28 protein-coding genes are annotated in these 26366 nt (G+C 65.0%); 20 read left to right on the forward strand and 8 right to left on the reverse strand.

Annotated elements, in window-relative coordinates; genetic code table 11:
• Nucleotides 1-59 precede the first annotated feature (59 nt).
• The 5 genes from aqpZ to DVO78_RS07320 all read left to right on the forward strand — a co-directional run bounded on the left by aqpZ (nt 60) and on the right by DVO78_RS07320 (nt 3319).
• Nucleotides 60-818 carry an aquaporin Z gene (gene aqpZ, locus DVO78_RS07300; RefSeq protein ID WP_120004160.1) on the forward strand — a complete coding sequence of 253 codons (759 nt, stop codon included), beginning with the start codon at nt 60-62 and terminating at the stop codon, nt 816-818.
• A 38-nt stretch (nt 819-856) separates the two neighbouring features.
• Nucleotides 857-1465, forward strand: coding sequence for a GNAT family N-acetyltransferase (locus DVO78_RS07305; RefSeq protein WP_238385188.1), 609 nt, complete (start codon nt 857-859; stop codon nt 1463-1465).
• On the forward strand, nt 1462-2631 hold the full coding sequence (locus DVO78_RS07310) for a DNA glycosylase AlkZ-like family protein (protein ID WP_157983911.1): 1170 nt from the start codon (nt 1462-1464) through the stop codon (nt 2629-2631). Before DVO78_RS07305 ends, DVO78_RS07310 begins: the two co-directional genes overlap by 4 nt.
• Before the next feature lie 62 nt (nt 2632-2693).
• Nucleotides 2694-2915: a ribbon-helix-helix domain-containing protein gene (locus DVO78_RS07315; RefSeq protein WP_120004162.1), complete on the forward strand. Its 222-nt coding sequence runs from the start codon at nt 2694-2696 to the stop codon at nt 2913-2915.
• Nucleotides 2912-3319, forward strand: a complete 408-nt coding sequence (locus DVO78_RS07320; protein WP_120004163.1) for a PIN domain-containing protein — start codon at nt 2912-2914, stop codon at nt 3317-3319. Before DVO78_RS07315 ends, DVO78_RS07320 begins: the two co-directional genes overlap by 4 nt.
• A 3-nt stretch (nt 3320-3322) precedes the next feature.
• On the opposite strand, the gene DVO78_RS07325 is transcribed toward DVO78_RS07320, so the two are convergent.
• Complete coding sequence (locus DVO78_RS07325; protein ID WP_238385189.1) at nt 3323-4108, reverse strand: alpha/beta hydrolase; 786 nt, start codon at nt 4106-4108, stop codon at nt 3323-3325.
• A gap of 303 nt (nt 4109-4411) precedes the next feature.
• Between DVO78_RS07325 and DVO78_RS17490 the strand changes: the two genes are divergently transcribed.
• Entirely contained in the window at nt 4412-4666 is a 255-nt protein-coding gene (locus DVO78_RS17490) for a type II toxin-antitoxin system Phd/YefM family antitoxin (protein ID WP_157983912.1), read from the forward strand.
• Between the two features lie 70 nt (nt 4667-4736).
• Nucleotides 4737-5081, forward strand: a complete 345-nt coding sequence (locus DVO78_RS07335; RefSeq protein ID WP_157983913.1) for a type II toxin-antitoxin system VapC family toxin — start codon at nt 4737-4739, stop codon at nt 5079-5081.
• On the opposite strand, the gene DVO78_RS07340 is transcribed toward DVO78_RS07335, so the two are convergent.
• Nucleotides 5072-5611, reverse strand: a complete 540-nt coding sequence (locus DVO78_RS07340) for a GNAT family N-acetyltransferase (RefSeq protein WP_120004166.1) — start codon at nt 5609-5611, stop codon at nt 5072-5074. The genes DVO78_RS07335 and DVO78_RS07340 overlap by 10 nt on opposite strands.
• Nucleotides 5612-5674: 63 nt before the next feature.
• Here DVO78_RS07340 and DVO78_RS07345 point away from each other — a divergent pair, with 63 nt between their 5' ends.
• Genes DVO78_RS07345 through DVO78_RS07355 form a run of 3 tightly spaced genes read left to right on the forward strand, consistent with a single transcriptional unit; the run spans nt 5675 to nt 7640 of the window.
• Nucleotides 5675-6178, forward strand: a complete 504-nt coding sequence (locus tag DVO78_RS07345; RefSeq protein WP_120004167.1) for an ArsR/SmtB family transcription factor — start codon at nt 5675-5677, stop codon at nt 6176-6178.
• Nucleotides 6175-7110 carry a M23 family metallopeptidase gene (locus DVO78_RS07350; RefSeq protein WP_120004168.1) on the forward strand — a complete coding sequence of 312 codons (936 nt, stop codon included), beginning with the start codon at nt 6175-6177 and terminating at the stop codon, nt 7108-7110. The genes DVO78_RS07345 and DVO78_RS07350 overlap by 4 nt, the downstream gene beginning before the upstream one ends.
• Before the next feature lie 50 nt (nt 7111-7160).
• Nucleotides 7161-7640: an inorganic diphosphatase gene (locus tag DVO78_RS07355; protein WP_120004190.1), complete on the forward strand. Its 480-nt coding sequence runs from the start codon at nt 7161-7163 to the stop codon at nt 7638-7640.
• A gap of 98 nt (nt 7641-7738) precedes the next feature.
• Here the strand turns inward: DVO78_RS07355 and DVO78_RS07360 are convergent, their stop codons facing one another.
• Genes DVO78_RS07360 through DVO78_RS07370 form a run of 3 tightly spaced genes read right to left on the reverse strand, consistent with a single transcriptional unit; the run spans nt 7739 to nt 12002 of the window.
• Nucleotides 7739-9988, reverse strand: coding sequence for a S9 family peptidase (locus DVO78_RS07360; RefSeq protein ID WP_120004169.1), 2250 nt, complete (start codon nt 9986-9988; stop codon nt 7739-7741).
• 59 nt (nt 9989-10047) lie between these two features.
• On the reverse strand, nt 10048-10725 hold the full coding sequence (locus DVO78_RS07365) for a response regulator transcription factor (RefSeq protein ID WP_120004170.1): 678 nt from the start codon (nt 10723-10725) through the stop codon (nt 10048-10050).
• A 50-nt stretch (nt 10726-10775) separates the two neighbouring features.
• A complete protein-coding gene (locus DVO78_RS07370; RefSeq protein ID WP_120004171.1) occupies nt 10776-12002 on the reverse strand; it encodes a sensor histidine kinase in 1227 nt (408 codons plus the stop codon).
• 178 nt (nt 12003-12180) lie between these two features.
• Between DVO78_RS07370 and DVO78_RS07375 the strand changes: the two genes are divergently transcribed.
• A complete protein-coding gene (locus tag DVO78_RS07375) occupies nt 12181-13044 on the forward strand; it encodes a DUF4352 domain-containing protein (RefSeq protein ID WP_120004172.1) in 864 nt (287 codons plus the stop codon).
• 18 nt (nt 13045-13062) lie between these two features.
• Here the strand turns inward: DVO78_RS07375 and DVO78_RS07380 are convergent, their stop codons facing one another.
• Nucleotides 13063-13761 (reverse strand): response regulator, encoded by a 699-nt coding sequence (locus DVO78_RS07380; protein ID WP_274380745.1) that lies wholly within the window; start codon nt 13759-13761, stop codon nt 13063-13065.
• A gap of 147 nt (nt 13762-13908) precedes the next feature.
• Between DVO78_RS07380 and DVO78_RS07385 the strand changes: the two genes are divergently transcribed.
• From DVO78_RS07385 to pstB, 9 genes are all read left to right on the forward strand, one after another.
• Nucleotides 13909-15885, forward strand: coding sequence for a sensor histidine kinase (locus DVO78_RS07385; protein WP_120004173.1), 1977 nt, complete (start codon nt 13909-13911; stop codon nt 15883-15885).
• Nucleotides 15886-16025: 140 nt separating this feature from the next.
• Nucleotides 16026-17141: a fatty acid desaturase family protein gene (locus DVO78_RS07390; RefSeq protein WP_120004174.1), complete on the forward strand. Its 1116-nt coding sequence runs from the start codon at nt 16026-16028 to the stop codon at nt 17139-17141.
• A 108-nt stretch (nt 17142-17249) separates the two neighbouring features.
• Entirely contained in the window at nt 17250-18482 is a 1233-nt protein-coding gene (chrA, locus tag DVO78_RS07395) for a chromate efflux transporter (protein WP_238385190.1), read from the forward strand.
• Between the two features lie 52 nt (nt 18483-18534).
• Entirely contained in the window at nt 18535-19230 is a 696-nt protein-coding gene (locus DVO78_RS07400) for a hypothetical protein (protein WP_157983914.1), read from the forward strand.
• A 67-nt stretch (nt 19231-19297) separates the two neighbouring features.
• A complete protein-coding gene (locus DVO78_RS07405) occupies nt 19298-19891 on the forward strand; it encodes an amino-acid N-acetyltransferase (protein WP_120004193.1) in 594 nt (197 codons plus the stop codon).
• Nucleotides 19892-20102: 211 nt separating this feature from the next.
• On the forward strand, nt 20103-21242 hold the full coding sequence (gene pstS, locus DVO78_RS07410; protein ID WP_120004176.1) for a phosphate ABC transporter substrate-binding protein PstS: 1140 nt from the start codon (nt 20103-20105) through the stop codon (nt 21240-21242).
• Between the two features lie 197 nt (nt 21243-21439).
• The gene (pstC, locus tag DVO78_RS07415) at nt 21440-22450 is read left to right on the forward strand and encodes a phosphate ABC transporter permease subunit PstC (RefSeq protein ID WP_420799074.1); all 1011 of its coding nucleotides are present in this window, start codon (nt 21440-21442) and stop codon (nt 22448-22450) included.
• Nucleotides 22450-23697: a phosphate ABC transporter permease PstA gene (gene pstA / locus DVO78_RS07420; RefSeq protein ID WP_120004178.1), complete on the forward strand. Its 1248-nt coding sequence runs from the start codon at nt 22450-22452 to the stop codon at nt 23695-23697. Before pstC ends, pstA begins: the two co-directional genes overlap by 1 nt.
• Nucleotides 23698-23712: 15 nt before the next feature.
• Nucleotides 23713-24492 carry a phosphate ABC transporter ATP-binding protein PstB gene (gene pstB, locus DVO78_RS07425; RefSeq protein WP_120004179.1) on the forward strand — a complete coding sequence of 260 codons (780 nt, stop codon included), beginning with the start codon at nt 23713-23715 and terminating at the stop codon, nt 24490-24492.
• A gap of 35 nt (nt 24493-24527) precedes the next feature.
• Here the strand turns inward: pstB and DVO78_RS07430 are convergent, their stop codons facing one another.
• Together DVO78_RS07430 and DVO78_RS07435 are read right to left on the reverse strand one after the other, a co-directional pair.
• On the reverse strand, nt 24528-25544 hold the full coding sequence (locus DVO78_RS07430) for an inorganic phosphate transporter (RefSeq protein WP_120004180.1): 1017 nt from the start codon (nt 25542-25544) through the stop codon (nt 24528-24530).
• A 1-nt stretch (nt 25545) separates the two neighbouring features.
• Nucleotides 25546-26163 (reverse strand): DUF47 domain-containing protein, encoded by a 618-nt coding sequence (locus tag DVO78_RS07435; protein WP_120004181.1) that lies wholly within the window; start codon nt 26161-26163, stop codon nt 25546-25548.
• Between the last annotated feature and the right edge of the window lie 203 nt (nt 26164-26366).

Consider the following 26366-nt stretch of genomic DNA (forward strand, 5'->3'; position numbering starts at 1 on the left):
TCCATCAGGGTCTAGGATTCATGTCAGACTGACATGAGCTTTCTGCCTAGGAGTTGGATATGACACTCGCACCACTGTATTCACGACTGTCGGCCGAGCTGATCGGCACTTTCGTCCTGGTGCTCGGCGGTGCGGGCACCGCCATCTTCGCCGCCAGCGCCTGGGTGAGCGATGACTTCAACGCCGGGGTCGGTTTCCTGGGCGTCTCACTGGCTTTCGGCCTCTCCGTGCTGGTGGCCGCCTACGCCGTGGGGCATATCTCGGGCGGACACTTCAACCCGGCGGTGACACTGGGTGCATTGCTCGCCGGGCGGATCGACGCCAAATCGGTGCTGCCGTACTGGCTGGCGCAGATCATCGGCGGATCGCTGGCCGCACTGCTGATCTATGTGATGGTCACCCAGCAGGCGGGCGGATACAGCATCAGCGAATCAGGGTTCGCGCTCAACGGTTTCGGTGAGCTCTCACCCTTCGGTTTCTCGCTCGGCGCAGTGCTGCTGGCGGAGTTCGTCCTGACTTTCCTCTTCCTGATCGTCATCCTCGGTGCCACCGACTCCCGGGCACCGGCAGGTTTTGCTCCGATCGCCATCGGCCTGGCGCTGACCCTGATCCACCTGGTCTCCATCCCGATCTCGAACACCTCGGTCAACCCGGCCCGATCACTGGCCGTGGCATGGTTCTCTCCCGAGGCGTTGGGCCAGGTCTGGGTGTTCTTCCTTGCGCCGCTCGCTGGAGCCGCGGTGGCGGGTCTGGTCTACAAGTTCCTCTTCCCCAATACGGAGGATACGGTGCTGGAGAATGAGGACCAGAGCGCCTGAACGCGGTGGTCGGAGGCCGGGCGGGATAGGCTGGATTGGTGACTGAGCAGATTCACGATATCGCCGCCACACCGGTATTGGAGAACGCGCTGGTCCGGCTGGAGCCGCTGAGCACCGTCCACCATGATGCGCTGGCCGAGGCGGTGAAGGACGGCGAGCTGTGGCGAAGCTGGTATACCCGGGTCCCCTCCCCAGACCAGGTGGGTGAAGAGATTGAGCGGCGTCTGGCCCTCCAGCAGCAGGGGCAGATGGCCCCGTGGGCGGTGGTGGATCCTGCCACCGGGACAGCGGTGGGCATGACCACCTACATGCAGATCGAGGTGACACACCGGCGTCTGGAGATCGGCTCTACCTGGCTCGGCCGGCTCGCGCAGGGGACCGGGATCAACCCTGCGATGAAGCTGCTGATGCTCCAGCGGGCCTTCGAGGAGCTGGACTGCATCGCCGTGGAGTTCCGCACCCACTGGCACAACCACCAGTCCCGCGCTGCGATCGCCTGGCTCGGCGCCAAGCAGGACGGGGTGCTGCGCAACCACCTGATCATGGACAACGGCACCCTCCGCGACACCGTGGTGTTCTCCATCCTGGACTCCGAATGGCCGGCAGTGCGGGCTGGTCTTCTCCACCGCCTGGAACGGCGGCGATGACCGAGCATGCCACTGTCAGCCCCGAATGGGTTCGGGGCGCCGTCGTTGCTGCCCAGAAGATTCCGGCACCTGGGGTGCCGGGGGAGTACGGCGATGCCGCTGATGTGCTGCGCGGCATCGGACTCATCCAGCTGGATCCGCTCACCAGAGTCTCGACTGCCCAGCGGCTGACCTGTCTGACCCGACTGCCGCGCAAGCACCGGGCCGCACAGGTGGACGCCGCTCTCTGGCCGGGGGAGACGCCGGTCGCCTTTGAAGCCTTCACCAAAGTCGCCTGCCTCTTTCCGCTGCAGGACTGGCCGCTGATGGAGCTGAGGCGCAGGGCCTTCCGAGAGCAGGTTCGGCAGCGCTATGCAGACACCTTCACCCCGAAGCTGCGCGAACAGATCAGCGAGGTGGTCGCAGCCCAGCCGCGCGGAGTACAGATCGGCACCATCGAGTCCGCGCTGGGTTCGGCCCGGACCACCGGGTGGAACTGGTCCCAGGTCAAGCAGGCTGCGGAGTTCATGGTGCGCACCGGCGAGCTGGTGATCACCGCCCGTGATGGCATTGTGCGGCTCTTCGACCTGCCTGAGCGGGCGCTGCCGGCTGGGATCCGGGAGGCTGAGCACCTGCCGCCTGATCAGCTCCGCGCAGATCTGGCGCGGCGCGCAGCGGGGTCTCTGGCGGTGATGACCGTCAATGATTTCGCTCATCATTACCACCTCAGCAAGCACGACGCAGCCCACGGAATCGAGCTGGCAGGACTTGTCCCGGTGGTGGTCCCGGGTTGGCGGGACATGGCCTATGTACTGCCGGAGCTGTTGGAGGCCGACGTGCTCGGCGGTGATGGCATCGGCCCGGTGAAGGAGGCCCGGCTGATTGGACCGTTCGACCCGCTGCTGCGCGACCGCCGCCGGGCCTTGAGGATCTTCGGCTTCGACTACACCTTCGAAGCCTATGTGCCGAAGGCCAAGCGGATCTACGGCCACTACGTGATGGGTGTGCTCTCCGGCACCGAGCTCATCGGGCGGGTGGACCTCTGGCGCAGCGACGGGGAGCTGGTGATCAACAGGATCTTCCCCGAACCGGGCATTGCGGCCCGCAGCGTGACCGCCCGCGCCAAGGCTGCCGCCGCCACCCTCTCCCGCCAGCTGGGCATCACCCTCCGGCTCCCCGCGAGCTGAGCGTGCAGCCTACAGGCGAGAGGACTGGGTCAGAGGATGCCACCGGTAGTACCATAGGTGGCATGAACAAGACCACGCTGTATTTGCCTGACGACCTCAAGGAGGCCGTCAAGCAGGAAGCAGCGCGCCGAGGGGTCTCTGAGGCGGAGGTAATTCGCGTGTCGCTGCGCTCCACCATCGGGACGTCGCGTCCCAAGCCAGCTGGCGCGCTATTTGCCAGTGGAGGTCGTGATCCCATGGCGCATCGGGTTGACGAATTGCTGGAAGGGTTTGGAGAGGCTTGATCGTCGACACCAGCGCTTTGATCGCCTATTTTGATGCCGATGAGCCGGATCAGGCGCGGGTCGCGGCAGTTCTGGAGTCGACCGAAGAGTCATTGGTGGTCTCTCCCTACGTGATCGCCGAAGTCGACTACCTCCTGAGCAGCCGGCTCGGCCCAGACTATGCAGTAGCGGCGCTCCGGCAGTTGGCAAGTGGGGCATGGGAACTCGCGGAGATCGGTGTCAAAGAACTGCAGGACATTGCGGATTTCGCTGAGCGATACAGCGATTTCCCCATAGGAGCTGCTGATGCCTCCAACGCTGTACTGGCAGAACGGTACGGCACTGACAAGATCGCCACCCTCGACCACCGGCTTTTCCGAGCCATCAAGACGCCAGCAGGCCGACCCCTTGGGGTTCTTCCATAACCCTCAGAGGTCGTCTTCATGAAGATTGGTTGTATACGCGTTGCCGTCCGGTGACGGTCGCCAGAGCCAGCGAAGTGCTTCCGGAAGGATGACACCACCATGGTTGGGACTGTGCCCACCATCGCCGAGTATGAGGCGGTGATCGTACCCACGTTCGGCCAGAGCGGCGGCGACCAGCAGATTGTTGCTGTACCAGTTGTCGTCGGGCTGATCGAAGTTCAAATCCCATCGATTTGCCTGTAGCAACACCCTCAATGGTTTTTGGGGTCCTCGCTGGATGAGATCGGGGTAGGGGTTTCCTCCCGGAATCTGAGCGAAACTCCCGACGAACGCCAGTACACGTCGGAACCGGTCGGGACGGTGCCAAGCAGCGGTGAAAGCACAGTTACCACCACTGCTGCCCCCACAGATGGCCCATTTCTCGGGGTCACCAGTGATGGTGATCCCGAGCCGTTCCCGGACTGCGGGAATGATCTCGGTTAGCAGGAAGGTGGAGTACCGATCATCTGCCGGATCGTACTCCTTGTTGCGGTTCCCCGGCTGCCCAGGATCGACGAATACTCCGACGGTAACCGGTATCGAGCCTTCATGGATGAGATTGTCGAACACGATGCTGGCACGCATGTCCAGGTCTGGATCGAGATAGAGCTGGCCGTCCTGAAACACCATCAGCGCTGCCGGCTCCCCGGGCGTGTACTGCTGTGGCACGTACACCTGCACGATCCTGCTCGTGTTGGGGTACACGGTGCTGGCATCCCACTTGAATTGCTCGATGCGTCCCTGTGGCACATCAGTCTTCCGGTACGAGTCTGGTCCGTGGAGGTACTGCAACGGATGCTCAGCGGGAGCTGATGGCGGCACATACGGGACTGTGCCAACCGCATCATGAGAGACCATATGGACAAACGTAGCATCGACTCAAGACAGGTCTACCTCTCCCCAATTGCCCTAAGATCCAGCTCTCGACGCGGCTGCATGAAGTGCGGGACGACTCTTGTCTGCACGGGCGCTACCCGTAGAGTCTCGTCGAGGTATAGTGAAATCCCATCCCTAGCACCTACGGTAGTTATAAGTACTACATTGGAGGTGGCTATGGCTACAGTGACTGCCGCCGAGTTCAATCGCAGTCCCAGCACAGTCAAGCGAGAAGCTCGGGAGCATCCGGTCATCGTCACGGAGCGTGACCGACCCTCGATCGTGGTGCTCAGCTATAGCGAGTACCAAAAGCTGCAGGGCACTCCGGAGAAATTGGGCACATGGCTTCAGGGCGAGGGGGATGGCCTCGATGAGTTTCTCCCGTCCCGTGACGATCACCCGCGTCCGATCCCCTTTCAAGACGAGGACTGATGTACCTCATCGACACCAATGTCATCGCAGAACTAGAGCGCAGAACGCCGACCCTGTGGTCCTGGAGCGGATGGATGCGCAGAACTCTGCGGAGCTCCACCTGAGTGTCATCACGGTGCTGGAGATTCGTATCGGAATCCTCAAGGCGGCGCGGAAGGACTCTGACCGTGCCGCTAGGTTGCGTCAGCGGTACGAGCAGCGAGTCCTGACGGGATTCAGCGGCCGAATATTGCCCGTAGACCTCGAGGTTGGAGAAGCTGCGGCCCCCTGCGTTCCCAAGACTGCATCAGCGCACGACGCCCTGATCGCAGGCACGGCTCTGGCGCGAGGGTTCGCATTGGTCATACGAAACGTCAAAGACTTCCAGGGCAGGGGAGTCCGGCTGATCAACCCCTGGGGAGCGAATCAGCCGTAGAGGTCAAGGGTGAAGAGCTCGCAACTGGTGTTGTAGTAACGCTCCGTCCGGCCCTCATGGGTCATGCCGAGGCGGCGGGCCACCGCCTGGGAGCCGGTATTGTCCGGGTGGGTGACCGCGACCAGTCGCTTGTGTCCGACGGCGCGGGCGTGATCAATCAGCGCTTGGGCAGCTTCTGTGGCAAAGCCTGAACCCCATGCTTCCGGGTGCAGGTGCCAGCCGATTTCGAGGTCTTCCTGCTGTGCCACCACCCCCTCGGAGAAGGGAATGGGCTTCATCAGCGCGAACCCGAGTGGGGCGCCGTCGTGATTCTCGACCAGCCAGACACCGGTGCCCGGCCCGAACTGTGACCGATAGCGCTCAATCCTCTGATACGCCTGCTCGTGGGTGGTCTGCGTCTCGCCTGTGCCGATGTAGCGCACCACCTCTGAACGGGAATAGGTGTCCAGCACGAAACCGACGTCGTCATCGGTGGGCGCTCGCAGCAGCAGTCGTGGGGTGTTGAGTTCGGTGTCTCTTGCGTCGGCCATCAGTGGAATCCTAGTTCCGCGTCAGCAATTACAGTTATTACGTAATTACTGTAAAATCGAAGGATGAGTGATGCAGTAGAGCGTCTCGAGAGCTTGGAGGAGCGCGTGGCTCTGCTGGAATCCCGTGTGGAGGCTCATGTTGTTCCAGCCGCCCCGGAGGACAGTGGCGTCTTCTGGGCCCTGGAGGGACTGCGGGCTCGTGCCCCGGAGCCCGGGGCAGTGATGATGGCCGGCAGTGTGCAGACCCCCAACGGGTATGAAGCCCGCTGGCAGGTGAGCGCGCTGGCCGAGGATCTCTTCAGCTCCGACTTCGCCGAGCGCGCCGAGGCCCTCTCCGCTCTTGCCCACCCGGTGCGGCTGCGGATCATCCAGCAGCTGATGACCGAGGCCGAGACCGTCCAAGACCTGGCTGGGACAGGAGAGTTCGGCACCAGCGGGCAGATCTACCACCACCTGCGGCAGCTGACCTCTGCCGGCTGGCTGCGCGCAGCCGGCGGCGGCCGCTACGAGGTCCCGGTGGCGCGAGTAGTCCCGCTGCTGACGATTCTGATGGGAGTGGACAGATGAGACGCGCGATTGCGGCACTGGGGCCGCTGTGGCGGGTGCTGTTGCTGACAGTGATTCTTGCCGTCGTACTGGATCTCACCGGGGTGATCGATCCACCCGGAGGCGGATGGTGGGTCCTCTTTGTGGTGGCGCTGGGTCTCGGGCTTGTGATGGCGATCAGCATCGGTCCCTCAGCCCGCTCACAGAAGCCGGTGGAAGTCCACTCCCCAGTCCGCGGCCGGTGGTTGGCGCTGAACTCCCCTGGGCAGGCTATTCCCAGCCACGGGACCGCAAAACTCGGCCAGCTCAGTGCCGTCGACATCATCCATCCTTCTGATCAGAGCGCTGAGCATGTCAACCCTGCCAGGATGAGCTGGGCACTGATGGGCGAGAGGCCCGAACGGTTCAGCTGCTTCGGTGCCCCGATCCATTCTATGGCAGCAGGCGCAGTCGTCAGGGTCAATGACTGGCAGCGTGATCAGCGGGGGCGGAACTCCTGGCCCAGCTATGTGTTCTTCTCCACGCTGGAGAATGTCCTGCGCAGCCTCGCCGGTCCTGCTGCGATTATCGGCAACCGAGTGGTGATCCAGCACGACGACGATATCTGCTCCGCCTACGCGCATCTGCGCCGAGGTTCTGCGAAAGTCTCAGCGGGGCAGCGCGTTGAGGCCGGTCAGGTGATCGCCGAGGTCGGTAACACCGGCAACACCACTCAGCCGCATTTGCATGTTCAACTGATGGACCGAGTCGATTTCGAGGCTGCCGCCGGAGTGCCGATGATCTGGCGGAACATCGAGCTGGAGGGTGTCGCGTCCGGCTGGGAGAAGTTCGCCAAAGAGCCGGCGCACACCGCGCTTTCGGGCATGCCGCGTAATGGGCAGATCTTCCGGACGGTCATGGAGTCCGGACCGGGTGAGCAGAGTGGGGCATCGTCGTTATACGCTGAGCAGTGAGTTTTTCAGCCTCGACCCAGTCATTTCGAACCTCAGGAGGAACTGTGGCAATTGTCCGCGATGTGACCATCGAGATCCCGGCCGGATCCCGTGTGAAGTACGAGATCGACCACGAGACCCACCGGCTGCGCCTGGACCGGGTGCTGTTCACCCCCATGCAGTACCCCGCCCACTACGGCTACTTCGACGACACCCTGGGCGAAGACGGCGATCCGCTCGACGCCCTGGTCTACATCCCGGATGTGGACCTGATCCCAGGCGTGGTGCTGGAGGCCCGCCCGATCGGAGTGCTGAACATGACCGACGACGGCGGCGGTGACGCCAAGCTGGTCTGCGTGCTCGACGACAAGCGCTTCGACGACATCCAGGACATCTCTGATCTGAACGACTTCCTGGTCAAGGAGATCGAGCACTTCTTCACCCGCTACAAGGACCTCGAGCCCGGCAAATGGGTCAAGATTGAAGGCTGGGAGGGCCGCGAGGAAGCCGAGGCCGAACTCCAGCGCTCGATCGAGCGCTTTAAGGGCTGACGGCGACGCCCCACTGCTGACTGGCCGATTCTGTCCCTAAATCACATGGATTCTGCCGGAATTAGCGACACATTCGGCCAGTCGACGGTGGGATGGCCTCAGAGCCTTTCCGCAGCACCCAGCCAGCTGGCCAGCCAGGCGTAGTCCCAGGCACGGTCCTTCCACTTCTCATACCGCCCGGAGGCCCCGCCGTGGCCGCCCTCCAGCTCGGTCTTCAGCACAATCGGCGCTTCGCCCTGCTGGTGCTCGCGCAGGGCCGGCACCCATTTGGCCGGTTCCACGTAGAGCACTCTGGTGTCATGCAGGCTGGTCACCGCCGCGATCGCCGGGTACTCGGTGGGATGCACGTTCTCATACGGCGAGTAGGACTTCATATAGGCGTAGACTTCCGCGTCCTCGATCGGGTTGCCCCACTCCTCCCACTCCAGGGCCGAAAGCGGCAGGTCCGGGTCCAGGATCGAGGTCAGATTGTCCACGAACGGCACCTGCGCGACGATCGCCCGGTACTTCTCCGGGGCTATATTGGCCACCGCGCCCATCAGCAGTCCGCCCGCGGAGCCGCCGTAGGCTGCCACCCGGCTCCGGTCCGCCCACCCGGTCTCCACCAGGTAGTCGGTGGCGGTGATGAAGTCTGAGAAGGTGTTGGTCTTCTTCAGCTTCTTGCCCTCGTCGTACCACTTCCGGCCCAGCTCCCCGCCGCCGCGGATATGCGCCACAGCGAACACGATTCCGCGGTCCAGCAGGCTCAGCGAAGCGATCTGCAGGTAGGGGTCCATGGACATCTCGTAGGAGCCGTAGCCGTAGACCAGCACCGGGTTGGTCCCATCCGGCTCGAGCCCCTGGCGGTGCAGCAGGCTGATCGGCACCTCAACCGGGGTGCCGTCGGGCCAGGTCTCCCCGGTCGGCGCCCACAGCCGCCGTGCGCGGTACTGGCTGAGGTCCACATTGACCGGGGTCTCGCGCCGCAGGATGGGGGCGGGGTCCGCATGCGGAATGTCGTAGACCCGGTCCGGGATGAGCCAGGAGGAGAACTGGACGCGGAACACCGGGGCCTCATAGCGGGCCTGAACAAGGTTCACGGTGAACATCTCTTCATCGAAGCTCGGACCGGATAACGACGACGCCGCCACCGCGCCTGCACCGTCGCGGACCGCCCGCACCGTCTCCAGGGGCAGCAGGTACACCGACTGGACGGTGTTGACCCGGGCCTGCACCAGAATCTGCGACGCGGTGACCACCACAGAGTCGTCCAGCTTGACCGTCTCCTCGTGCTCCAGCACGGTGCGGCCCAGCCAGAGGCGCTCAGCGTCGGCTTGGTCCAGCAGCGCCTGCACCGTGGTCAGCGAGACGGACTTGTTCGGCCCACCCTGGTTGTGGGTGATCAGCAGATGGCGTGTCCCGTCGAGCTCAAGAGGCTCCACGCTGTGCTCCACCCGGCGGTCCTTGCCGATGAGCAGGACCAGCTCGGCCTCGGGGTCGGTGAGATCCAGGATGCGGGTCTCGTTGTACTCAGAGTTTCCGGAGTAGATCAGCAGCTCCTGCCGGTCTGCCGAGAGCTCCGGAAAGCTCCAGAGCTGGACGTCCTCGACTTCCAGCAGCAGCCGGTCCTCCTCAGCCGGGGTGCCGATGCGGTGTTCGTAGAGCCGGTAGGGCCGCCAGGCGGCATCGGCCACCATGTAGAAGGCGCGCTCGCCTGCCGGGTCCAGGATGGGGCCGCCGTGCACGTTCTCGACATGTTCAGGCAGGTTCTCGCCGGTCTCCAGGTTCCGGAATCGCAGCGTGTAGTGCTCATCTCCGGTGGTGTCCTCGGAGTAGGCCAGCAGTGTGCCCGCATCGTTCAGCGCCATCCCGCCCACGGAGTAGAACGGATGCCGGGCAGCCTCAGCATTGGTGTCGAAGTAGATTTCCTCACCCTCCAGTGCGGTACCGGGCTGCACCTCCGGAGGGGTCCAGGCGGCTAACGAGGATGGTGCCACGGCTTCTGCCGCGGGCTCGGCCGCTTCATCCTGGATGCCGGCGAGTGCCTCCTGCGCTGGCACGCGGCAGTACACCGGATGCTGCTGGCCCTCGATGGTCCGGGTGAGGTACCACCAGTCTCCGCGCCGGGCCGGCACCGAGAGGTCGGTCTCCACAGTGCGGTGCTTGATCTCCTCGAAAATCGCAGTGCGCAGCGGCTCCTGATCGGCGGCAACCGCCTCGGTGTAGGCGTTCTCCGCTGTGAGGTGCTCGATGACTTCGGGGCTGTCCTTCTCGCGCAGCCACTCATAGGGGTCGGTGAACGTGTCCCCGTGGTGTGTGCGCTCGGTGGGGACTTTCTTGGCAGCAGGAGGAGCGGGCGTCGTCGTCATCTCTTTATTCAATCAGGTGACCAGCGGTTGCCCCGCACCCCGGAGGGGGAGAGATCAGGTCACGGTGAGGGGGAATCCAGCAGGTCCAGGCGGGCCTGGGCGACCAGGACGGCCAGCTGCGCCCCGGAGTCGGCGCCGGCCTTGCTCATCGCTCGGCCAATGGTGCTCTTGACGGTGCTTGCGGAGATGAACAGCTGCCGGGCGATATCGTCATAGGTCTTGCCCGCGCCCACCAGTTGGGCCACCTCGATCTCACGTGCGGAGAGGTCCTTCACCTGGGTGCGGGCAGCCCGGCAGAGCGGATCAGTCCGCGCGGTGACGTAGCTGGAGATCAGCCGTGAGGTCAGTGCCGGGGAGATCATGGGGTCACCGGCGTGGGCCATCCGGATCGCGGTGGCCAGGGAGCTGGTGGCATCGTTCTTCAGCAGGAATCCGGTGGCTCCGGCGTCCAGCGCCCCGCGCATGTAGACATCGGTGTCGAAGCTGGTCACCGCCAGCACCGCGGGCGGATTCAGCATACTGCGGATCCGGCCAGTGGCCTCCACGCCGTCCATCTCACCTTTGAGCAGCAGATCCATCAGCACCACATGAGGCCGATGTGTGCGCACTGCCTGGATCGCCTCAGACCCGGTACAGGCAGTGCCGACTACGGTGATGTCTTCATCCTTGCTCAGGATTCGCTCCAACGAATCCAGGACAAGCGTCTCGTCATCGACCATCACCAGCGTGATCTGCACGGATGGCAGTTTATCAAGGCCGTGGGCGCTGGAACCGGGTGACGCCGGGCTCAGCGTGCCGGTTCGGCCGAGGGCCAGGGCAGGAACACGCTGACGGCGAACTCACCGCCTTCGGTGCGGACCTCGGCAGTTCCGCCCAGCAGGTGCGCGCGTTCTCTGATGCCGATCAGGCCGGTGCCGGCACCGCCGGAAAAGCCCGGCCCCGTAGTGCTGCGGTTGCTGAACCCCAGCCGGACGCCACGCTGCTGGTCGCCGCTGATGCTCAGATGCACCACACGGTCCTCGCTGTGCCGCAGGGCGTTGGTCAGTGCTTCCTGCGTGATGCGCAGGATCGCTCGCTGCAGTGCCGGCGGGGCGGAGGAGTATCCGTCCAGCAGAATGTAGGGACGGACCTCCAGACCCGCTGCCGCGGCGTCGTCGAGCAGGTCCTGGAGGTCCGGGACACCGGTGGGGGTCTTCGCCGGGATGGTGGCGGAGGCGCCTGATTCGCGCAGTGAGGTCAGCAGCACGCGCAAATCGGCCAGCGCCTGATCAGCGTAGCTGCGGGTGGTGCGGAGGGCCTCGTCGAGCTGGTCCTCATCACCGCGCTGGGCGGTCTGTTCGAGGCTTCCCACCTGCAGGGAAAGTCCCGAGAGACGTCCGGCCAGGGTGTCGTGGACCTCACGGGCCAGGTCCTCGCGTTCCCGCTGGCGGGCTAGCTCACCAGAGAGCAGTTCGCTGTTCTGCTGCGCGGACTGGGCTTGGGACTCGGCGTGCTTGGTGGAGCGCTTCTGCCGGGTCCACAGAGAGATGCCCAGCACCAGGCCCACGCACAGCACAGTCATTGCCACGACCAGCACCTGCCCAGTGCGCCGGTACTCAGCATCTGGCCACTGAGAGAGCCCGTGGAGGTGAAGCACGGTGTTGAGGACGATCAGCGCCAGACCTATGCCGCCCACCGCCCACTGCCAGCGCTGTCTGCAGCGCACTATCCACACCGTCAGGCCCACCGCCAGCACGAAGGGATCCATCCGCAGCACCAGCGCCGACACCGCTCCCGCGACCATGAGCACCAGGGGAGCCTTGCGGTACCACGGCAGGGCCAGCAGCACCAGCATGCCCAGCCCGGCCATCAGCGCCCCAAAGTCAGTGGGGCCCCCGGTCTCCGGATCGGTCATCTGCGGGGAGGTCATCGAGGCCATCACCAGCACCAGCAGTCCCGCACAGATCATCACCACGACGATCGCACCGGAGAGGAGCGCGCGCAGAGCGGACCGGCGCCGGGTTCGGGGGAGCATCCAGCCAGTCTACTGAGATCCGCGCGTCCCGCCGCAGAGCGGATCGGTCAGGAAATACTGCCCGATCGGGCAGGCTTGTTCACCTGATCCGGCGTCCCGGACTGGTCCGCAATTCGGCAGGCTCGTAGAGCACACAACAGTGCATCACTCGTCAACCGAAGAAAGTGCAGGTAACTCCATGTCCTCGCCCGTGGCCGAAACCACCACAGAGAAAAGAACTCACCACAGAAACGTTGTGGGCATCATCGCGTTGATCACCGCCGTGGTGGGCGCGATCTTCGCCGGTGTGCCCGGGGCGCTGATCATCGGCTGGGTTCTGCTGCCCATCGCGTTCATCCTGTCTCTGGTGTCGCTGTTCCTGAAGGGGAGGAAGCGTGGTAATGGCATCGCTGCCTTGATCATCACTGTGGTCGGTAGCATCATCGGGGTCATCGTGTTCTTCACGGTGGTGGCTGATGCCTTCGATGAGGCCCTCAGCGATGAGACCACCGCGAGTGTGCCTTCGGAGGAAGGGACAGCGGACGAGGACGATCAGGACGGTGAGAGCGGTGAGGAGAGAGAAACTGCCGCCGATGACGAAGATGCTGGTGACGCCTCCGCCGCCGATGAGGAGCTCGGCTCTCGTGCCAATCCCTACCCGCTGGGCACTGAGGTGTCCTCCTCGGACTGGAGCGTGACCATCAACAGTGTGGATCTGGATGCCACCGACGAAGTGCTTGCCGAGAACCAGTTCAACGAGGAGCCCGAGGAAGGGCACCACTACATGCTGGTCAATGTCACCGCCGAGTACACCGGTGATGACGCTCAGGGAGCAACGCCCATGCTGAGTATCGCCTACGTCTCTCCCCAGGGAAATACCTACAACTCCTACGACAAGTCCGCTGTGGAGCCTGACTCCTTTGATTCGCTGACCACGCTGTACGAGGCCGCATCAGTCACCGGCAACATTGCCATTCACGTGCCCTCGGATGATGTCGAGACTGGCGTGCTCTCGGTCACCCCGGATCTGCTCAGTGACAGGGTGTTCGTCGCCGTGGACTGAACGCTCTGCCCGTGGCGCTCACTCCCCGGCCCTGACCAGTCCGGACTCATAGGCGGTGACCACAATCTGGGTGCGGTCGCGCAGGGTCAGCTTGTTCAGAATCCGGGACACGTGGGTCTTGACCGTCTGCTCGGCCAGGAACAGCTCTGCGGCGATCGCGGCGTTGGGCAGGCCTTTGGCCACCAGGCGCATCACATCGAGCTCCCGCTCGGTCAGCCCCGCCAGCAGTGTCTTGTTCTGTGCCGGGGCTGCGGGCCGGGCAGCATAGTCGGCGATGAGGGTGCGGGTGATCCGTGGAGACAGCAGCGCCTCGCCTTGGGCCACCACCCGGACCGCCTGGACCAGTTCCTCGGGTGCGGCGTCCTTGAGGAGGAAGCCGCTGGCTCCGGCGCGCAGAGCGGCGAAGACGTACTCATCGGCGTCGAAAGTGGTCAGCATGAGGATCCGGGGCGGTTCACCGGGCATACTGAGCACTGTGCGAGTGGCTTCAAGACCGTTGACCTTGGGCATCCGGATGTCCATCAGCACCACATCGGGCCGGGTGCGTCGGACAACATCGATGATTCCCGCCCCGTCCTCGGCGGTGCCGACCACGTCGATCCCGTCCTGGGCGTCGAGCAGGGCGGCGAAGCCGGCGCGGATCATCGATTGGTCGTCCACGATGAGCACGCGGACAGAGCGTGCAGCGGGGAGGTCTGAGCTGCTGGTGTCGGCCACAGCATCACGCTACCCCAGCAGCCCCCCGGGTCCCGACTCAGCGGGCCCTGAACCGGCGAGATTCCCCCGCAAGTATCACCCGCATCTCAGAAGAGTCACCCCTCAGCGGGACGCCGGGCGCGGCGGCGGCTCCATAGGGTGTACCGCATGAATGTCACCGCTTACCGTGCGGAGGAGCCCCGGAGGCGTCTCCGGCGCCTGGCCCGGGACTACGGCTATGTGCTGCCCGGGTTCCCGATCGCGGTGTTCAGCTTCAGCCTGCTGCTGGCGCTGACGGTGGCCTCCGCCGCCACCGCGGTCCTGTGGGTCGGCGCGCTGCTGATGCCGCTGACCCTGGTGGTCGCTTCGGGGTTCGCTGAGCTCTCCCGTACCCGGCTGCGTATCTGGGGAGCGCCCGTGCCCGCCGCGGCCTACCGACTCGCCGCCCCAGGACTCACCGGGAAGCTGCGCATCCTCGCCGATCCGCGCCGCTGGCTGGATCTGGTCTTCGAAATGCTCATCACCTTCCCGCTGCGGCTGGGCACTGTCATGGTGGCGGTGGTGTGGACCGTCATCGGGCCGGCGGGCCTCACGTATTTCTTCTGGTCGCTGTTCCTGCCCGGTGAACGATCACTGATCCAGCTGCTGGATCTCATCGACCCGGGCCTGGTTCCGGCTGCCTCATCCACCCAGTACCTCCTGGATGCCGGAGCGTACTTCGTCGTCGGGCTGGTGTTCATGGCCACCCTGCCGGCGATGATGCGGGGGCTGGCCGTTCTGGACGCCACCCTGACCACTGCGCTCCTGGGGAGCGCTGATTCCGCCGGGGCGGGAGCCCCGCTCGGTCCCCGACCTGGCCCGCACAGTCGCGATCCGTCCGCGCGGGTCCCTGACGTCGGGGGTCCGCCTCCGCCGCGTGCAGAGGCCGCGGCCATCAGGCATGAAGAGGGCATCGGAGGCGGGCGCACAGCCTCGTTCAGCCCCGCCGCGTGGTCCTGGATCGGCACCGGCTTCGCCGCTGCGGTTCTGCTGGCGGTGGGCTGGCCGATCACCTCCGCAGTTCACTCCGTTCCGGTGGTGATCGCCATGGTGCTGGTGCTGGCCCACTGCGGATCGGTGGTGCTCACCCTGCATATGACATGGACCGGGCTCCTGTTGTCCATGGCGGCCGCCGGAGGCCTGATGGTCGCCGTCGCCGAGGCCGGAACCCTCCCTTGGCCCTGGCCGGTCACCGCACTGATCACCCAGTGTGCAGTGCTGGCGGTCGCCGCTTTGGCCCGACCCTGGTACTACGCAGTATCGGCCTGGTGCGGCGGTGCGGTGCTCACTCTGGTCGCACTGTTCATCGTGGACGCTGAACGGCCCAGCGGCTCGATGGCCAACAGCATCGTTTCCCTCTCCATCACCGCAGGTGTGGTGGTGATCGGTGTCCTGGTGCGGCTGTGGATACTCAACGCTGGGCGCCTGGAGGCCGCCGAGCGCACCAGCGCCGAACAGGACCGGCGCCGCAAAGAGCTCCAGGAGCGCAACCGGATCGCTCGTGAGCTGCACGATGTGGTGGCCCACTCCATGTCGGTGATCAGCGTGCAGGCGGCCACGGCCCAGTACCGCAACCCCGGTATGGACTCTTCGGCTCGGCGCGAGTTCGAAGAGATCGCCGGATCTTCCCGCCAGGCGCTGAGCGAGATGCGGATGCTGCTGAGCATCCTGCGCGGCGAGGACGAGGTTCCCACCGCTCCGGAGCCCGGACTGGAGGACATCGACGGGTTGATTCAGGCCACCCGTGCCTCCGGCACCCTCATCCGGTACAGCGGGCTCAGCACGGGCGGAGGCTCCACGCAGGCCAGCTCAGCCACCGGGCTGGCGGCCTATCGGATCGTTCAGGAGGCGTTGAGCAATGCCCTGCGCCATGCCCCAGCAGCCGAGGTCGACGTCGACCTCAGCGCAGAGAGCGGGGAACGAAGACGGCAGCTGCGCATCACTGTGGCCAACGGCCCTTCCCCGGAGACCATGGTGGATCCGGCACCCGGTGCCGGACTCGGCTTGAGCGGCATCCGGGAACGGGCCGCAGCTGTCGGCGGCAGCGTTGAGACCGGGCCCACCCCCGCCGGGGGCTTCACCGTCGACGCCGTACTCCCGCTGTGACGCTACCGGGGTAGGGGGTCAGGTTGGCTCCACCGGGTGACGCGCAGAGCCACCATCTGTTCCTACTGTGTAGGTAAGCGAGCAGGGTTGCTGACACGGCCCCGCCCAACACCACAGTGCGAGGAAGGGAAGAGCCAACGATGACGATGACACAGGATGCTGTTGACACCACCCAGCCTCAGCCGGCTGTCCAGGCTCAAGGACGCCCGGTGCGTAACCGGCAGACCAATGAGTTCTTCGAACTAGCCCAAAGAGTCAAGGACGCCGGGCTCATGGAGCGCGGTGCGCAGAGCTACATCGGCCGCGCCGTCGTGCTCGTCCTGGCCTTCGCCGCCGCTGGGACGCTGCTGGCGGTGCTCGGCAGCAGCATCTGGCAGCTGGCGGTGGCGGTGCTGTTCGGGGTTCTGTTCACCCAGGTCGCCTTCCTCTCCCACGACGCCGCCCACCAGCAGGTGTTCGACAACGGACGGAAGAACGCCTGGCTGTCGCTGATGGTGGGCAATGGGATCGTCGGGCTCTCCTACGGCTGGTGGGCCCAGAAGCACGGCAAGCACCACGCCAACCCCAATGTGATCGGCAAGGACGGCGACATCGCCCCCGGCACCATCGCCTTCGTCCCCGAGGACGCCGCGGCCCGCAACACCGGCATCGCCGGCTGGTTCGTCAAGCGGCAGGGCTGGTTCCTCTTCCCGCTGCTGCTGTTCTTCGGCCTGGTGCTGCACTACAACGCCGTCGCGACGGTGGTCCAGTCGAAGAAGCTCAAACACCGCAAGGTTGAAGCTGCGCTGTTGACCGTTCGGCTCATCGGATTCCCGGCCTTGGTGCTGTGGCTGCTGGGGCCGTGGCTGGGCCTGGCGTTCCTGGCCGTGCAGGTGGCGGTCTTCGGCGTCTACATGGGTGCCAGCTTCGCACCCAACCACAAGGGCATGCCGCTGATCCCGAAGGACTCGAAGGTGGACTTCCTGCAGCGCCAGATCCTGACTTCGCGGAACATCCGCGGCGGCCGTCTGATCGACTGGGGGATGGGTGGACTGAACTACCAGATCGAGCATCACCTCTTTCCCCGGATGGCCAGCGCGAACCTGCACAAGGTCCAGCCCCTGGTCAAGGAGTTCTGCGCCGAACGCGGCATCACCTACACCGAGACCGGGCTGATGGAGTCCTACGGCATCGTCATCCGCTACCTCAACCGGGTAGGTCTGGGCTACTCAGATCCGATGGAGTGCCCCATCACCGCACAGTTCCGTCCGCGCTGAGTCTGCCGACCGGTCGACGAACTGCTCCGCACCGCGGCGCCGATGATGCCTCAGGCAGCGCCTGGGGATAGACACCAGTCCTTCACCCGGGATGGTTAGGATGCCCAGGTGAGCGTACCCAGTCCTGAACAGCCGGCGCAGCAGCACCCCGGCACTGTTGGTGAGGTGTTCCTGGTCTTCCTGCGGCTGGGGCTGACCAGCTTCGGCGGGCCGGTGGCCCACCTGGCCTTTTTCCGTGAGGCGTTCGTGGAACGGCGTCGGTGGCTGTCCGAGAAGGCCTATGCGGATGTGGTGGCGCTGTGCCAGTTCCTGCCCGGCCCCGCCTCAAGCCAGGTTGGCATGGCGCTTGGGCTGCAGCGGGCCGGCTACCCGGGAATGTTCGCCGCCTGGTTCTCCTTCACCATGCCCTCTGTGCTGCTGCTGGTGGCCTTCGCCTACGGGGTGGCCCATGCCGGGGATCTCACCGATGCCGGGTGGGTCAGCGGGCTCAAGGCCGCCGCGGTGGCGGTGGTCGCCCACGCGGTGCTGGGGATGGCCAAATCGTTGGCCCCCGACGCTCCTCGGGCCACCCTGGCCGTCTTCGCGACGATCATCGTCCTGCTGTTGCCCCAACCCTTTGTGCTGGCCGGTGCCATCGCCGCCACCGGGTTCATCGGACTCATCTGGTTGCGCCCAGAGGCCGAGCAGCAGAGCGCCGAGGACGCTTTCACCGTCCGGGTGTCGAAGAAATGTGCCGGAGTCTGCCTGGGTCTCTTCGCCGTGCTGCTTGCCGGTCTCCCGCTGCTGGTGGCCCTGACCGGAAACGCCTACCTCACCCTGGCTGATCTCTTCTACCGCGCCGGCTCCTTGGTCTTCGGCGGCGGCCACGTGGTCCTGCCGCTGCTGCAGGCCGAAACCGTCTCCGGTGGCCTGGTGGAGCCCGATACCTTCCTGGCAGGCTACGGCGCAGCGCAGGCGGTCCCCGGCCCCCTCTTCACCTTCGCCGGATTCCTCGGCGCCTCGACCACGGGGGCTCCGGGAGGCCTCACCGGGGCGGTGATAGCGACGGTGGCCATCTTCCTTCCGGCAGGGCTGCTGGTCGTCGGCGCGCTGCCGTTCTGGGAGTCTCTGCGCGGTCATGCTCTAGCGCGGCGAGCACTGATGGGGGTCAATGCCGGGGTGGTGGGCATCCTGGCTGCTGCGCTCTACACCCCCGTGTTCACCGTTGGCGTCCTGGAGGTCAGGAACCCGGCCCTGGCCCTGTGCTTGGTGGTGGCCGCGTTCGTCGCGCTCACCAGCTGGAGGGTTCCCGCCTGGGCTGTGGTGATCGCCGCTGGTCTCCTCGGCTGGCTTCTGCTGTAGAACCCGCGCCGGTCCGCCATTCCGGCCCATAGGCTGACTACTCTGGACAACGATGAACCAGCGCCGCCGACCCTCACCTGCCGTGTACCGCCGCCGGCGGCTGGTGGCTGCGCTGCTCGCTGTGGTGGTGCTGGCACTGGTGGTCTGGGGCGCCCGTGCGCTCTATGACACGTTCGTGGACGGTCAGGGTCAGAACGAGTCCGCCGCTCAGACCGGCGCCGGGCAGGACACCGAGGACGACGGCGCCGGCGAGACTGAGGCCGAGCCGACCGAAGAGCCCGCCGAAGGCGAAGATTCCGACGATGTGCCGGACGACGCCGCGGCAGAGGGTGACAACTCCGAAGACGAGCTGCCTGAGGGACACTGCGCACCGGCCGATATCGAGGTCCGCGCCGGCACCAGCCACGAGGTCTATGACGCCTCCACTGCACCGCTGCTGATCATGGAGATCGAGAATGTGGGCTCTGAGGACTGTACTCTGGACGTCGGCACCGCCGAACAGCAGTTCCGAGTGGCCACCGGTGGACGCGAGATCTTCTCCACCGCACAGTGCGACCTCAGCGGCGAATCCCTGGAGCTGGAGTTTGAACCCGGCCAGACCGAGCGCGCGCAGATGCTCTGGCCGCGCTCTGAATCTGCGGTGGACTGCTCCGAACCCGCAGAGCTGACCACCGGGGACTACGAACTGACCGTCTCCGTCTCAGGGATCAGCAGCCAGCCGCACGACTTCGAACTCAGGGGGCAGTAGAGTGAACAGCTCCTCAGACGCTTCAGCTGCGAAGGCCGCGGCCTCTGCAGGCCGCCGAGGCGGACCCCTGACGTCCGGCACCCGTGAAAACGCGGAGCGTACGGATGGGCCACATCAGGGAGCGAGCGGGGTTTCCCCGCCGCCGACGTTTACTGTCCGCCCAGCTCGGACCACTGATGTGGCGCGCATCGTGGAGATGGCGCAGCCGCTGGTGGAGAATCGCGTGCTGGTGCCCAAAGAGCGGGTGGTCTACTACGAAGCCATCCAGGAGTTCCTGGTCGCTGAGGACCACCAGAGCTCCTTGGCCGGCTTCGGCGCGCTGCATGTGATGTGGGAAGACCTGGCTGAGGTCCGCACTCTGGCGACTCTGGACTCCTGGCGGGGTCACGGCGTCGGGTCCGCGCTACTGAACCAGCTGCTGGAGCGGGCGCGCAGCCTCGGGGTCGCGCGGGTCTTCTGCCTGACCTTCGAGGTCGAGTTCTTCACCAGGCACGGTTTCCGCATCATGGCCGACCAAGCCCCCGTCGACCCTGAGGTCTACGCTGAGCTGCTGCGCTCGCCGGACGAAGGCGTGGCCGAGTTCCTGGACTTAGCACGGGTGAAGCCCAACACGCTGGGCAACACCAGGATGATCCTGGACCTGGGCAGTCCCCAGCACTGACCCACGCTCACCCCGCTGGACACCGTTTAGCCCTCAGCTGTTCACCCTCGGTTCACCCGGGCAGCAACTTCTGGTCACCTGGATTCCTTAGCGTGGCACCCGGTTCACCAGCCGCGCCTGGACTCAGGTCGGCGAGCCAAAGAAGTCATAGCACCAAGGCATTCGGCGCTGATCAGCATGCGCTGACGCTCAAACCTCAGAGAGGGACAACGTGAAGGTAGCAAGTTTCGGCCGCGTGGCGGCCATTCTGTCCGTGGCATCGTTGGCGCTGGTCGCCTGCAACGGCGATGACAACGGCACCGACGACAACGACACTGACGCCAACGGCGTGGAGAACGGTGCTGACGACAACGGCGGCGCCTCCGCAGATCTCTCCGGAAACCTCTCCGGCGCCGGCGCATCATCCTTCCAGCTGGCCATCCAGGAATGGCAGATCGAGTTCGAGGCCGAGCACGGCACTCCGGTGGACTACGACGCCGTCGGCTCCGGTGACGGCCGGGCCAACTTCCTCAACGGTGCCGTCTCCTTCGCCGGCTCCGATGCGCTGATGAGCGACGATGAATACGCGGAGTCTCAGGAGCGCTGCGGTGATGACGGCGCCTTCCACATCCCCACCGCCATCCTGCCGATCGCTGTGGGCTTCAACCTGGACGGCGTGGACGAGCTCAACCTGGACGGTGAGACCATTGCTGCGATCTTCGCCGGGGAGATCACCAGTTGGGACGATGAAGCCATCGCCGAGCACAATGACGGCGTGGACCTGCCGAGTACCCCGATCACTGTGGTGCACCGCCAGGATTCCTCGGGAACCACCGAGAACTTCACCGACTATCTGGAGCAGGCCACTGACACCTGGACCTGGGAGGCCGATTCCGAATGGCCCGGTGACATCTCCGCTGAAACCGGCGACGGCACCTCCGGGGTGATCGAGGCGGCTCTGTCCACCGACGGCACCATCACCTACGCCGACGCCGAGCAGGCCGTCCAGGGCGGACTGTCCACGGTGGCCGTGGAGATCGGCGGCGACTACGTGCCGTTCTCCCCCGAGGCGGCCGGTCAGGCGGTGGCCTCCTCCGATCTGCGGGGCGGCCAGGCCGACAACGACCTCGGCTTCGACCTGGCTCGTGACATCGACGAAGAAGGCGCCTACCCGATCGTTCAGGTGGCTTACACCATCTGGTGCAATGAATACAGCGACGCAGGCGAGGCTGAGCTGGCGCAGGCCTTCGCCGAGTACATCGTCTCTGAAGAGGCACAGCAGATCGCTGCTGACCAGGCCGGCGCCGCCCCGCTGAACGAAGACCTCATCAGCCAGGCACAGGAGTCTATCAGCCAGATCACCGGCGGCTGATGCGTCCTCGGGCCTCGGAGCCCACAACGAACCCCCTGATCTGGTCAGGGATCCTCTGGTGCGAGTGATAGCGGACGCCGGAGCTCTGCTTCAATGCTCAGCTCCGGCGTTCGTGCCCGCCTCGCAAGGGACTCTCAGCAGAATATCCACCACCATCATGACACCGCAGTATCCGCATCACGAAAGAGGCCGCATCGGTGACGACTGACTCCACACAGACCCGGTCGGGGGGACGCAAAGCCGGTGCAAAACCGGAAAACTCTTTGGCCAGCGGGGATAGGGCAGGTGCAGGTCTCGATCGCGGTTTCGCAGGCTTAGCCAAAGCAGCCGGCATCTTCATTCTCATCATTCTGGCCTTCGTGGCCCTCTTCTTGTCCTGGAACTCAGTGGGGGCGGTCTATCAGGAGGAGGACGGCCTGATCCTCGGTCGATTCCTCTCCTATGCCTGGCCCTTCGCCCTGGGCACCGTGGTGGTGGCCGTGCTGGCACTGGTGATGGCTGCGCCGGTGTCCATCGGGGTGGCCCTCTACATCTCCCACTACGCCCCGCCGCGGGCCTCAAAGACCATTGGGTACATCATTGATCTGCTGGCGGCGATTCCCTCAGTGGTCTATGGCGCCTGGGGCATGTTCGTCCTGGCCCCTGCTATGCTGCCGCTCTACCACTGGCTGAACCGTTGGCTCTACACCTGGCCGGAGGAGAACTGGGGATGGGGCATCCCCTTCTTCGCCGGGTCTCCCGGGCTCGGCCAGAACCTGTTCACCGCCTCGGTGGTGCTGGCTGTGATGGTGTTGCCCATCATTTCCTCGGTCTGCCGGGAGATCTTCATCCAGACCCCAAAACTGCACGAGGAGGCAGCCCTGGCTCTGGGGGCGACCCGGTGGGAGATGATCAAGATGGCGGTCTTCCCCTTCGCAAGGGCGGGCGTCATCTCCGGGATCATGCTGGGGCTTGGCCGGGCACTGGGCGAAACGATGGCTGTGGTCATGGTGGTCTCCGGCCTCGGCTTCCAGCTTTCGCTGATCTCGGCCGGGAACTCCACCATCCCGCGCGAAATCGCTTTGAACTTCGGTGAGACCGCACCCAACACCGAACGCTGGCACCAGCTGATCGCACTGGGCCTGGTGCTGTTCATCATCACCCTTGTCGTGAACATGATCGCCCGCTGGATCGTGTCCCGCCACAGAGAATTCTCGGGAGCCAACTGATGCCTCAGCAGACGAAAACGAAGAGCCCATCGCCGCAGCAGAACGGCCGCCCCGACCCGGAAGCTGATGGGGTTGACCTCGGGTGGGAGATTGATCCTCAGGAACTCATCCGGCCCAGGTCGATCAAAGGCAACGTCTTACCGCGCTGGTTCCTACCCGTCACGGCCGCGGTGGGCGTCGTCGTCGGCTTCGCGCTGAGTTACCTGATCAATGGTTTCTCAGTGAACTACGCACTGTGGTTCATCTTCGCCGCTGTCGTCTTCATCGTGACCAGCTACGTGGTGACACGGCAGCAGCTGAACAAGCGCAAGGCCACCGACGGGCTGTGGCGCAATCTGGTCTACATTGCTTTCGCGCTTGCCCTGATCCCTCTGATATCGGTGATCTGGTCGGTCACCGCCGACGGGTTCCAGGGCATCAGCCGCTTGTCCTTCTGGACCGAGGACATGAGCCAGAATGCCGCGCAGTCACGGGAGCGGCAGATCCACGAGGGTGAACGCCCCATGGGCGGCGGTGTGCTGCACGCGATCATCGGTTCGCTGATGATCACGCTGCTGGCCACGGTCATCTCGGTGCCGATCGGGTTGCTGACCTCCATCTACCTGGTGGAGTACTCCCGCGGCGGTCCGCTGTCCCGCGGCATCACGTTCTTCGTTGACGTCATGACCGGTATTCCTTCGATCGTGGCCGGACTGTTCGGCGCCGCGGCCGTGCAGATGATCCTGGGCATCGGCAATCAGTTCGGCCTATGGTCCTACGGCCCAGGGAACTACCGGATGGGTCTGACCGCCGCGGTGGCGCTGTGTGTGCTGATGATCCCCGTGGTGGTGCGCACCACTGAAGAGATGCTGCGGGTGGTGCCCAACGAGCTGCGCGAGGCCTCCTACGCACTCGGTGTGCGCAAATGGCGCACCATCCTCAAGGTGGTGATCCCCACTGCCATCTCGGGTATCGCCGCCGGCGTCACTCTGGCCATCGCCCGGGTGATCGGTGAGACCGCGCCGATTCTGCTGACCGCCGGCATGCTGAACCGGGTCAACTGGGATCTGTTCACCGATGCCATGATGACGCTGCCGGTCTACATCTATTGGACTTTCACCCATCCGATCGGCGTCGGTGAGCTCAGCTATCTCTCCGAGCAGCGCGCCTGGGGAGCCGCTCTGGTGCTCATCATGATCGTGATGGCTCTGAACCTCATTGCCCGTATCATCGCCCATGTCTTCGCACCCAAGAAGACCGGACGCTAAGGAGCCACACGCATCATGTCCAAGTCCATCACCGCCAAGGGCCTCAACGTCTACTACGGCGACTTCCTGGCCGTGGAAGGTGTCAACATCAAGATCGCCGCCAGGTCGGTCACCGCGTTTATTGGGCCCTCGGGCTGTGGCAAGACCACGTTCCTGCGCACCCTGAACCGGATGCATGAGGTGCTTCCTGGGGCCCGTGTTGAAGGCGAGCTGCTCCTTGACGAAGACAATATCTATGGCACCGGCGTTGACCCGGTGACCGTGCGCTCCATGGTGGGAATGGTCTTCCAGCGGCCCAACCCGTTTCCCACGATGAGCATCCGGGACAATGTGCTGGCCGGTTACAAGCTCAACGGCGCTCGGCTCTCCCGCGGCCAGGCGGACAACATTGTGGAGAAGGCTCTGCGCCGGGCGAACTTGTGGAACGAGGTCAAGGACCGTCTGGACCGGCCCGGTTCCGGGCTCTCCGGAGGGCAGCAGCAGCGTCTGTGCATCGCCCGCACGGTGGCGGTGGAGCCGGACGTGATCCTCATGGACGAGCCCTGCTCAGCGCTGGACCCCATCTCTACGCTGGCGATCGAGGACCTCATCTCCGAGCTGAAGGAGAAGTACACGGTGGTCATCGTCACTCACAACATGCAGCAGGCGGCCCGGGTGAGCGAGAAGACCGCGTTCTTCAACATCGCCGGCACCGGCAAGCCGGGGAAGATGATCGAGTACGACGACACCTCGGTGATCTTCAACAACCCCGCCAACGAGCAGACCGAGCGTTATGTCTCCGGCAAGTTCGGATGATCGGTGCTGCGCGATTCGGCTGAAAAGACCCGCGGCTATGGCACGAGGGCGCTGAGGCAGATGGTGAGCACCGCCGCGGTGATGCCAGCGACTACCGGTGTGGCCACCCAGTAGAGCCCGATGCGGCGGAACTGGCGCCAGTTGACAGTCGCGAATCGCTGATTGGAGCCAGCACCCATGATCGCGCTGGTGGCAGTCAGCGAGGTCGACAGCGGCAGCGCCAGGCCCAGCGAACCGATGAACAGCAGCCCTGAGGCCGTGGTGGTGGCGACCATCCCGCGCAGCGGGTCGATGGCCACCAGCCGGTGGGCCAGCACATGCCCGATCCGCCAGCCCCCGTGCAGAGCACCGGCGCCGATCAGCAGGGCGAAGGTCACCAGGATCAGTCCCATCCATCCGGCCGGATCAGTCACTCCACCGGCCCCGAGCGCTATCACGAACACGAAGGAGAATCGCTGGCCCTGCTGCAGGCCGGTGCCCAGTGAGGTGATCCCCACCGTGACCGACTGCAGCCCCCGGGAGACCCGGTTGATATCGTCAGGGTCCTCGCCGCGGGCAATCCGCACTGAGAGGTAGACCAGCAGATAGGCCAGGGCGAAAGCCACCAGCGGGGAGAGTAGCAGAGTGACCAGCGGGGTCAGCCAGGGCAGGGCCCAGAGCTCTTCGGTACTGATGTCACTGGCCGCCACCGCCACCAGCGCCCCGCCCAGCAGAGCCGGCAGCAGTGCGTGGGTGGTGGAGGTCGGCATTCCCCGGAAGTAGGTAAAGAGGTTCCAGCCGAGCACAGTGACCAGGGCGGCCAGCACCACGGCAAGGGTGAGCCCCGGTTCCAGGGCGGGAAACTCGAACCAGGCGAAGAGATAGATCCCCAGCGGCAGGGCAAGCAGCACACCCAGGGCATTGAACCCAGCGGCCATGCGCACAGCGATTCCGGGGGTGAGTGCCCGGGTGCGTACCGGAATGGCGATGGAGTTGGGCACATCGTGTAGTCCCGCCACATAGAGCGTCGGCGCCAGGATGACGCTGACGACCACCAGAAGCAGCAGCTCCACGTCAGGATTCCCGCACGATGATGGACCCGCAGATCGCTGCTACTTTTCGCTGGGAATGGACAGCGGCCAGGATCTGATCGGCCAGTTGCGTCTGCTGCAGGGCGATATTGGGCTGGAACGCCGAATCCGTCGCGGTCACCCAGTCACGGTGAGTCCGGTTGGCCTGCTTGCTCAGCCGCTGGAGCTGGGTCCAATAGCCCTCCAGATGATCAAAGTCATCCAACCGGCGCATCGCGGTATCGGTCAGCTCCACCTGGCGGGTCAGCGACTCCACCATCTCGGCGGTCTCCGCCGGCAGCTGCAGACTGGTGCGCCGAAGCACCAGGTCCCCGGCGGCGACCACATGCTCCATGGTCCGGTTCATCTGCTGGGAGATGGCATAGATGTCCTGGCGGGGCAGGGGGGTGAGGAACACGCTGCGGATATGAGTCATGAGAGCGAAGTGCAGATCCATGACGCGGCCCTCCAGGCCAAGCAGCTTCTGCCGGTGAGCCGCACGTTCCTCAGCAGGCGTGCCCAGCAGTTGTGCGAGCAGACCGACTCCGGCGCGTACCTCGCGGGCAATGTCAGTCAGCAGATTCGCCTCACTGTGCTGACGCTGGCGGTTCAGAGCAATCATGGAAGTGCGGGCCCCTGGTGCATACGGTGATCGCCGCCGATCATAGTGAACGGCGGGTTTACTACAAAGGGTGAGTGTATAGCCATTGGGTTAACGGCCGCAGAAAGTCAGCCGGGACCAGCGCTTGAGGTGTGATGGCTGGCGTAAGTCGGCCGAGAGCTGAGCGGGCTCTGCCCGCCAGCGGGACCAGCGCTTGAGGTGTG

Origin of the sequence: Nesterenkonia muleiensis (assembly GCF_003600155.1) — a bacterium.
Lineage (GTDB): Bacteria > Actinomycetota > Actinomycetes > Actinomycetales > Micrococcaceae > Nesterenkonia > Nesterenkonia muleiensis.

Excerpts from the sequence above, each read along its gene's own strand:
- DVO78_RS07375 (WP_120004172.1), top strand. The coding sequence starts at position 12,181 with ATGTCCTCGCCCGTGGCCGAAACCACCACAGAGAAAAGAACTCACCAC.
- DVO78_RS07350 (WP_120004168.1), top strand. The coding sequence starts at position 6,175 with ATGAGACGCGCGATTGCGGCACTGGGGCCGCTGTGGCGGGTGCTGTTG.
- DVO78_RS07360 (WP_120004169.1), bottom strand. The coding sequence starts at position 9,988 with ATGACGACGACGCCCGCTCCTCCTGCTGCCAAGAAAGTCCCCACCGAG.
- pstB (WP_120004179.1), top strand. The coding sequence starts at position 23,713 with ATGTCCAAGTCCATCACCGCCAAGGGCCTCAACGTCTACTACGGCGAC.
- DVO78_RS07390 (WP_120004174.1), top strand. The coding sequence starts at position 16,026 with ATGACGATGACACAGGATGCTGTTGACACCACCCAGCCTCAGCCGGCT.
- pstA (WP_120004178.1), top strand. The coding sequence starts at position 22,450 with ATGCCTCAGCAGACGAAAACGAAGAGCCCATCGCCGCAGCAGAACGGC.
- DVO78_RS07385 (WP_120004173.1), top strand. The coding sequence starts at position 13,909 with ATGAATGTCACCGCTTACCGTGCGGAGGAGCCCCGGAGGCGTCTCCGG.
- aqpZ (WP_120004160.1), top strand. The coding sequence starts at position 60 with ATGACACTCGCACCACTGTATTCACGACTGTCGGCCGAGCTGATCGGC.
- DVO78_RS07435 (WP_120004181.1), bottom strand. The coding sequence starts at position 26,163 with ATGATTGCTCTGAACCGCCAGCGTCAGCACAGTGAGGCGAATCTGCTG.
- DVO78_RS07310 (WP_157983911.1), top strand. The coding sequence starts at position 1,462 with ATGACCGAGCATGCCACTGTCAGCCCCGAATGGGTTCGGGGCGCCGTC.
- DVO78_RS17490 (WP_157983912.1), top strand. The coding sequence starts at position 4,412 with ATGGCTACAGTGACTGCCGCCGAGTTCAATCGCAGTCCCAGCACAGTC.
- DVO78_RS07370 (WP_120004171.1), bottom strand. The coding sequence starts at position 12,002 with ATGCTCCCCCGAACCCGGCGCCGGTCCGCTCTGCGCGCGCTCCTCTCC.
- DVO78_RS07340 (WP_120004166.1), bottom strand. The coding sequence starts at position 5,611 with ATGGCCGACGCAAGAGACACCGAACTCAACACCCCACGACTGCTGCTG.
- DVO78_RS07335 (WP_157983913.1), top strand. The coding sequence starts at position 4,737 with ATGGATGCGCAGAACTCTGCGGAGCTCCACCTGAGTGTCATCACGGTG.
- DVO78_RS07345 (WP_120004167.1), top strand. The coding sequence starts at position 5,675 with ATGAGTGATGCAGTAGAGCGTCTCGAGAGCTTGGAGGAGCGCGTGGCT.
- DVO78_RS07315 (WP_120004162.1), top strand. The coding sequence starts at position 2,694 with ATGAACAAGACCACGCTGTATTTGCCTGACGACCTCAAGGAGGCCGTC.
- DVO78_RS07400 (WP_157983914.1), top strand. The coding sequence starts at position 18,535 with ATGAACCAGCGCCGCCGACCCTCACCTGCCGTGTACCGCCGCCGGCGG.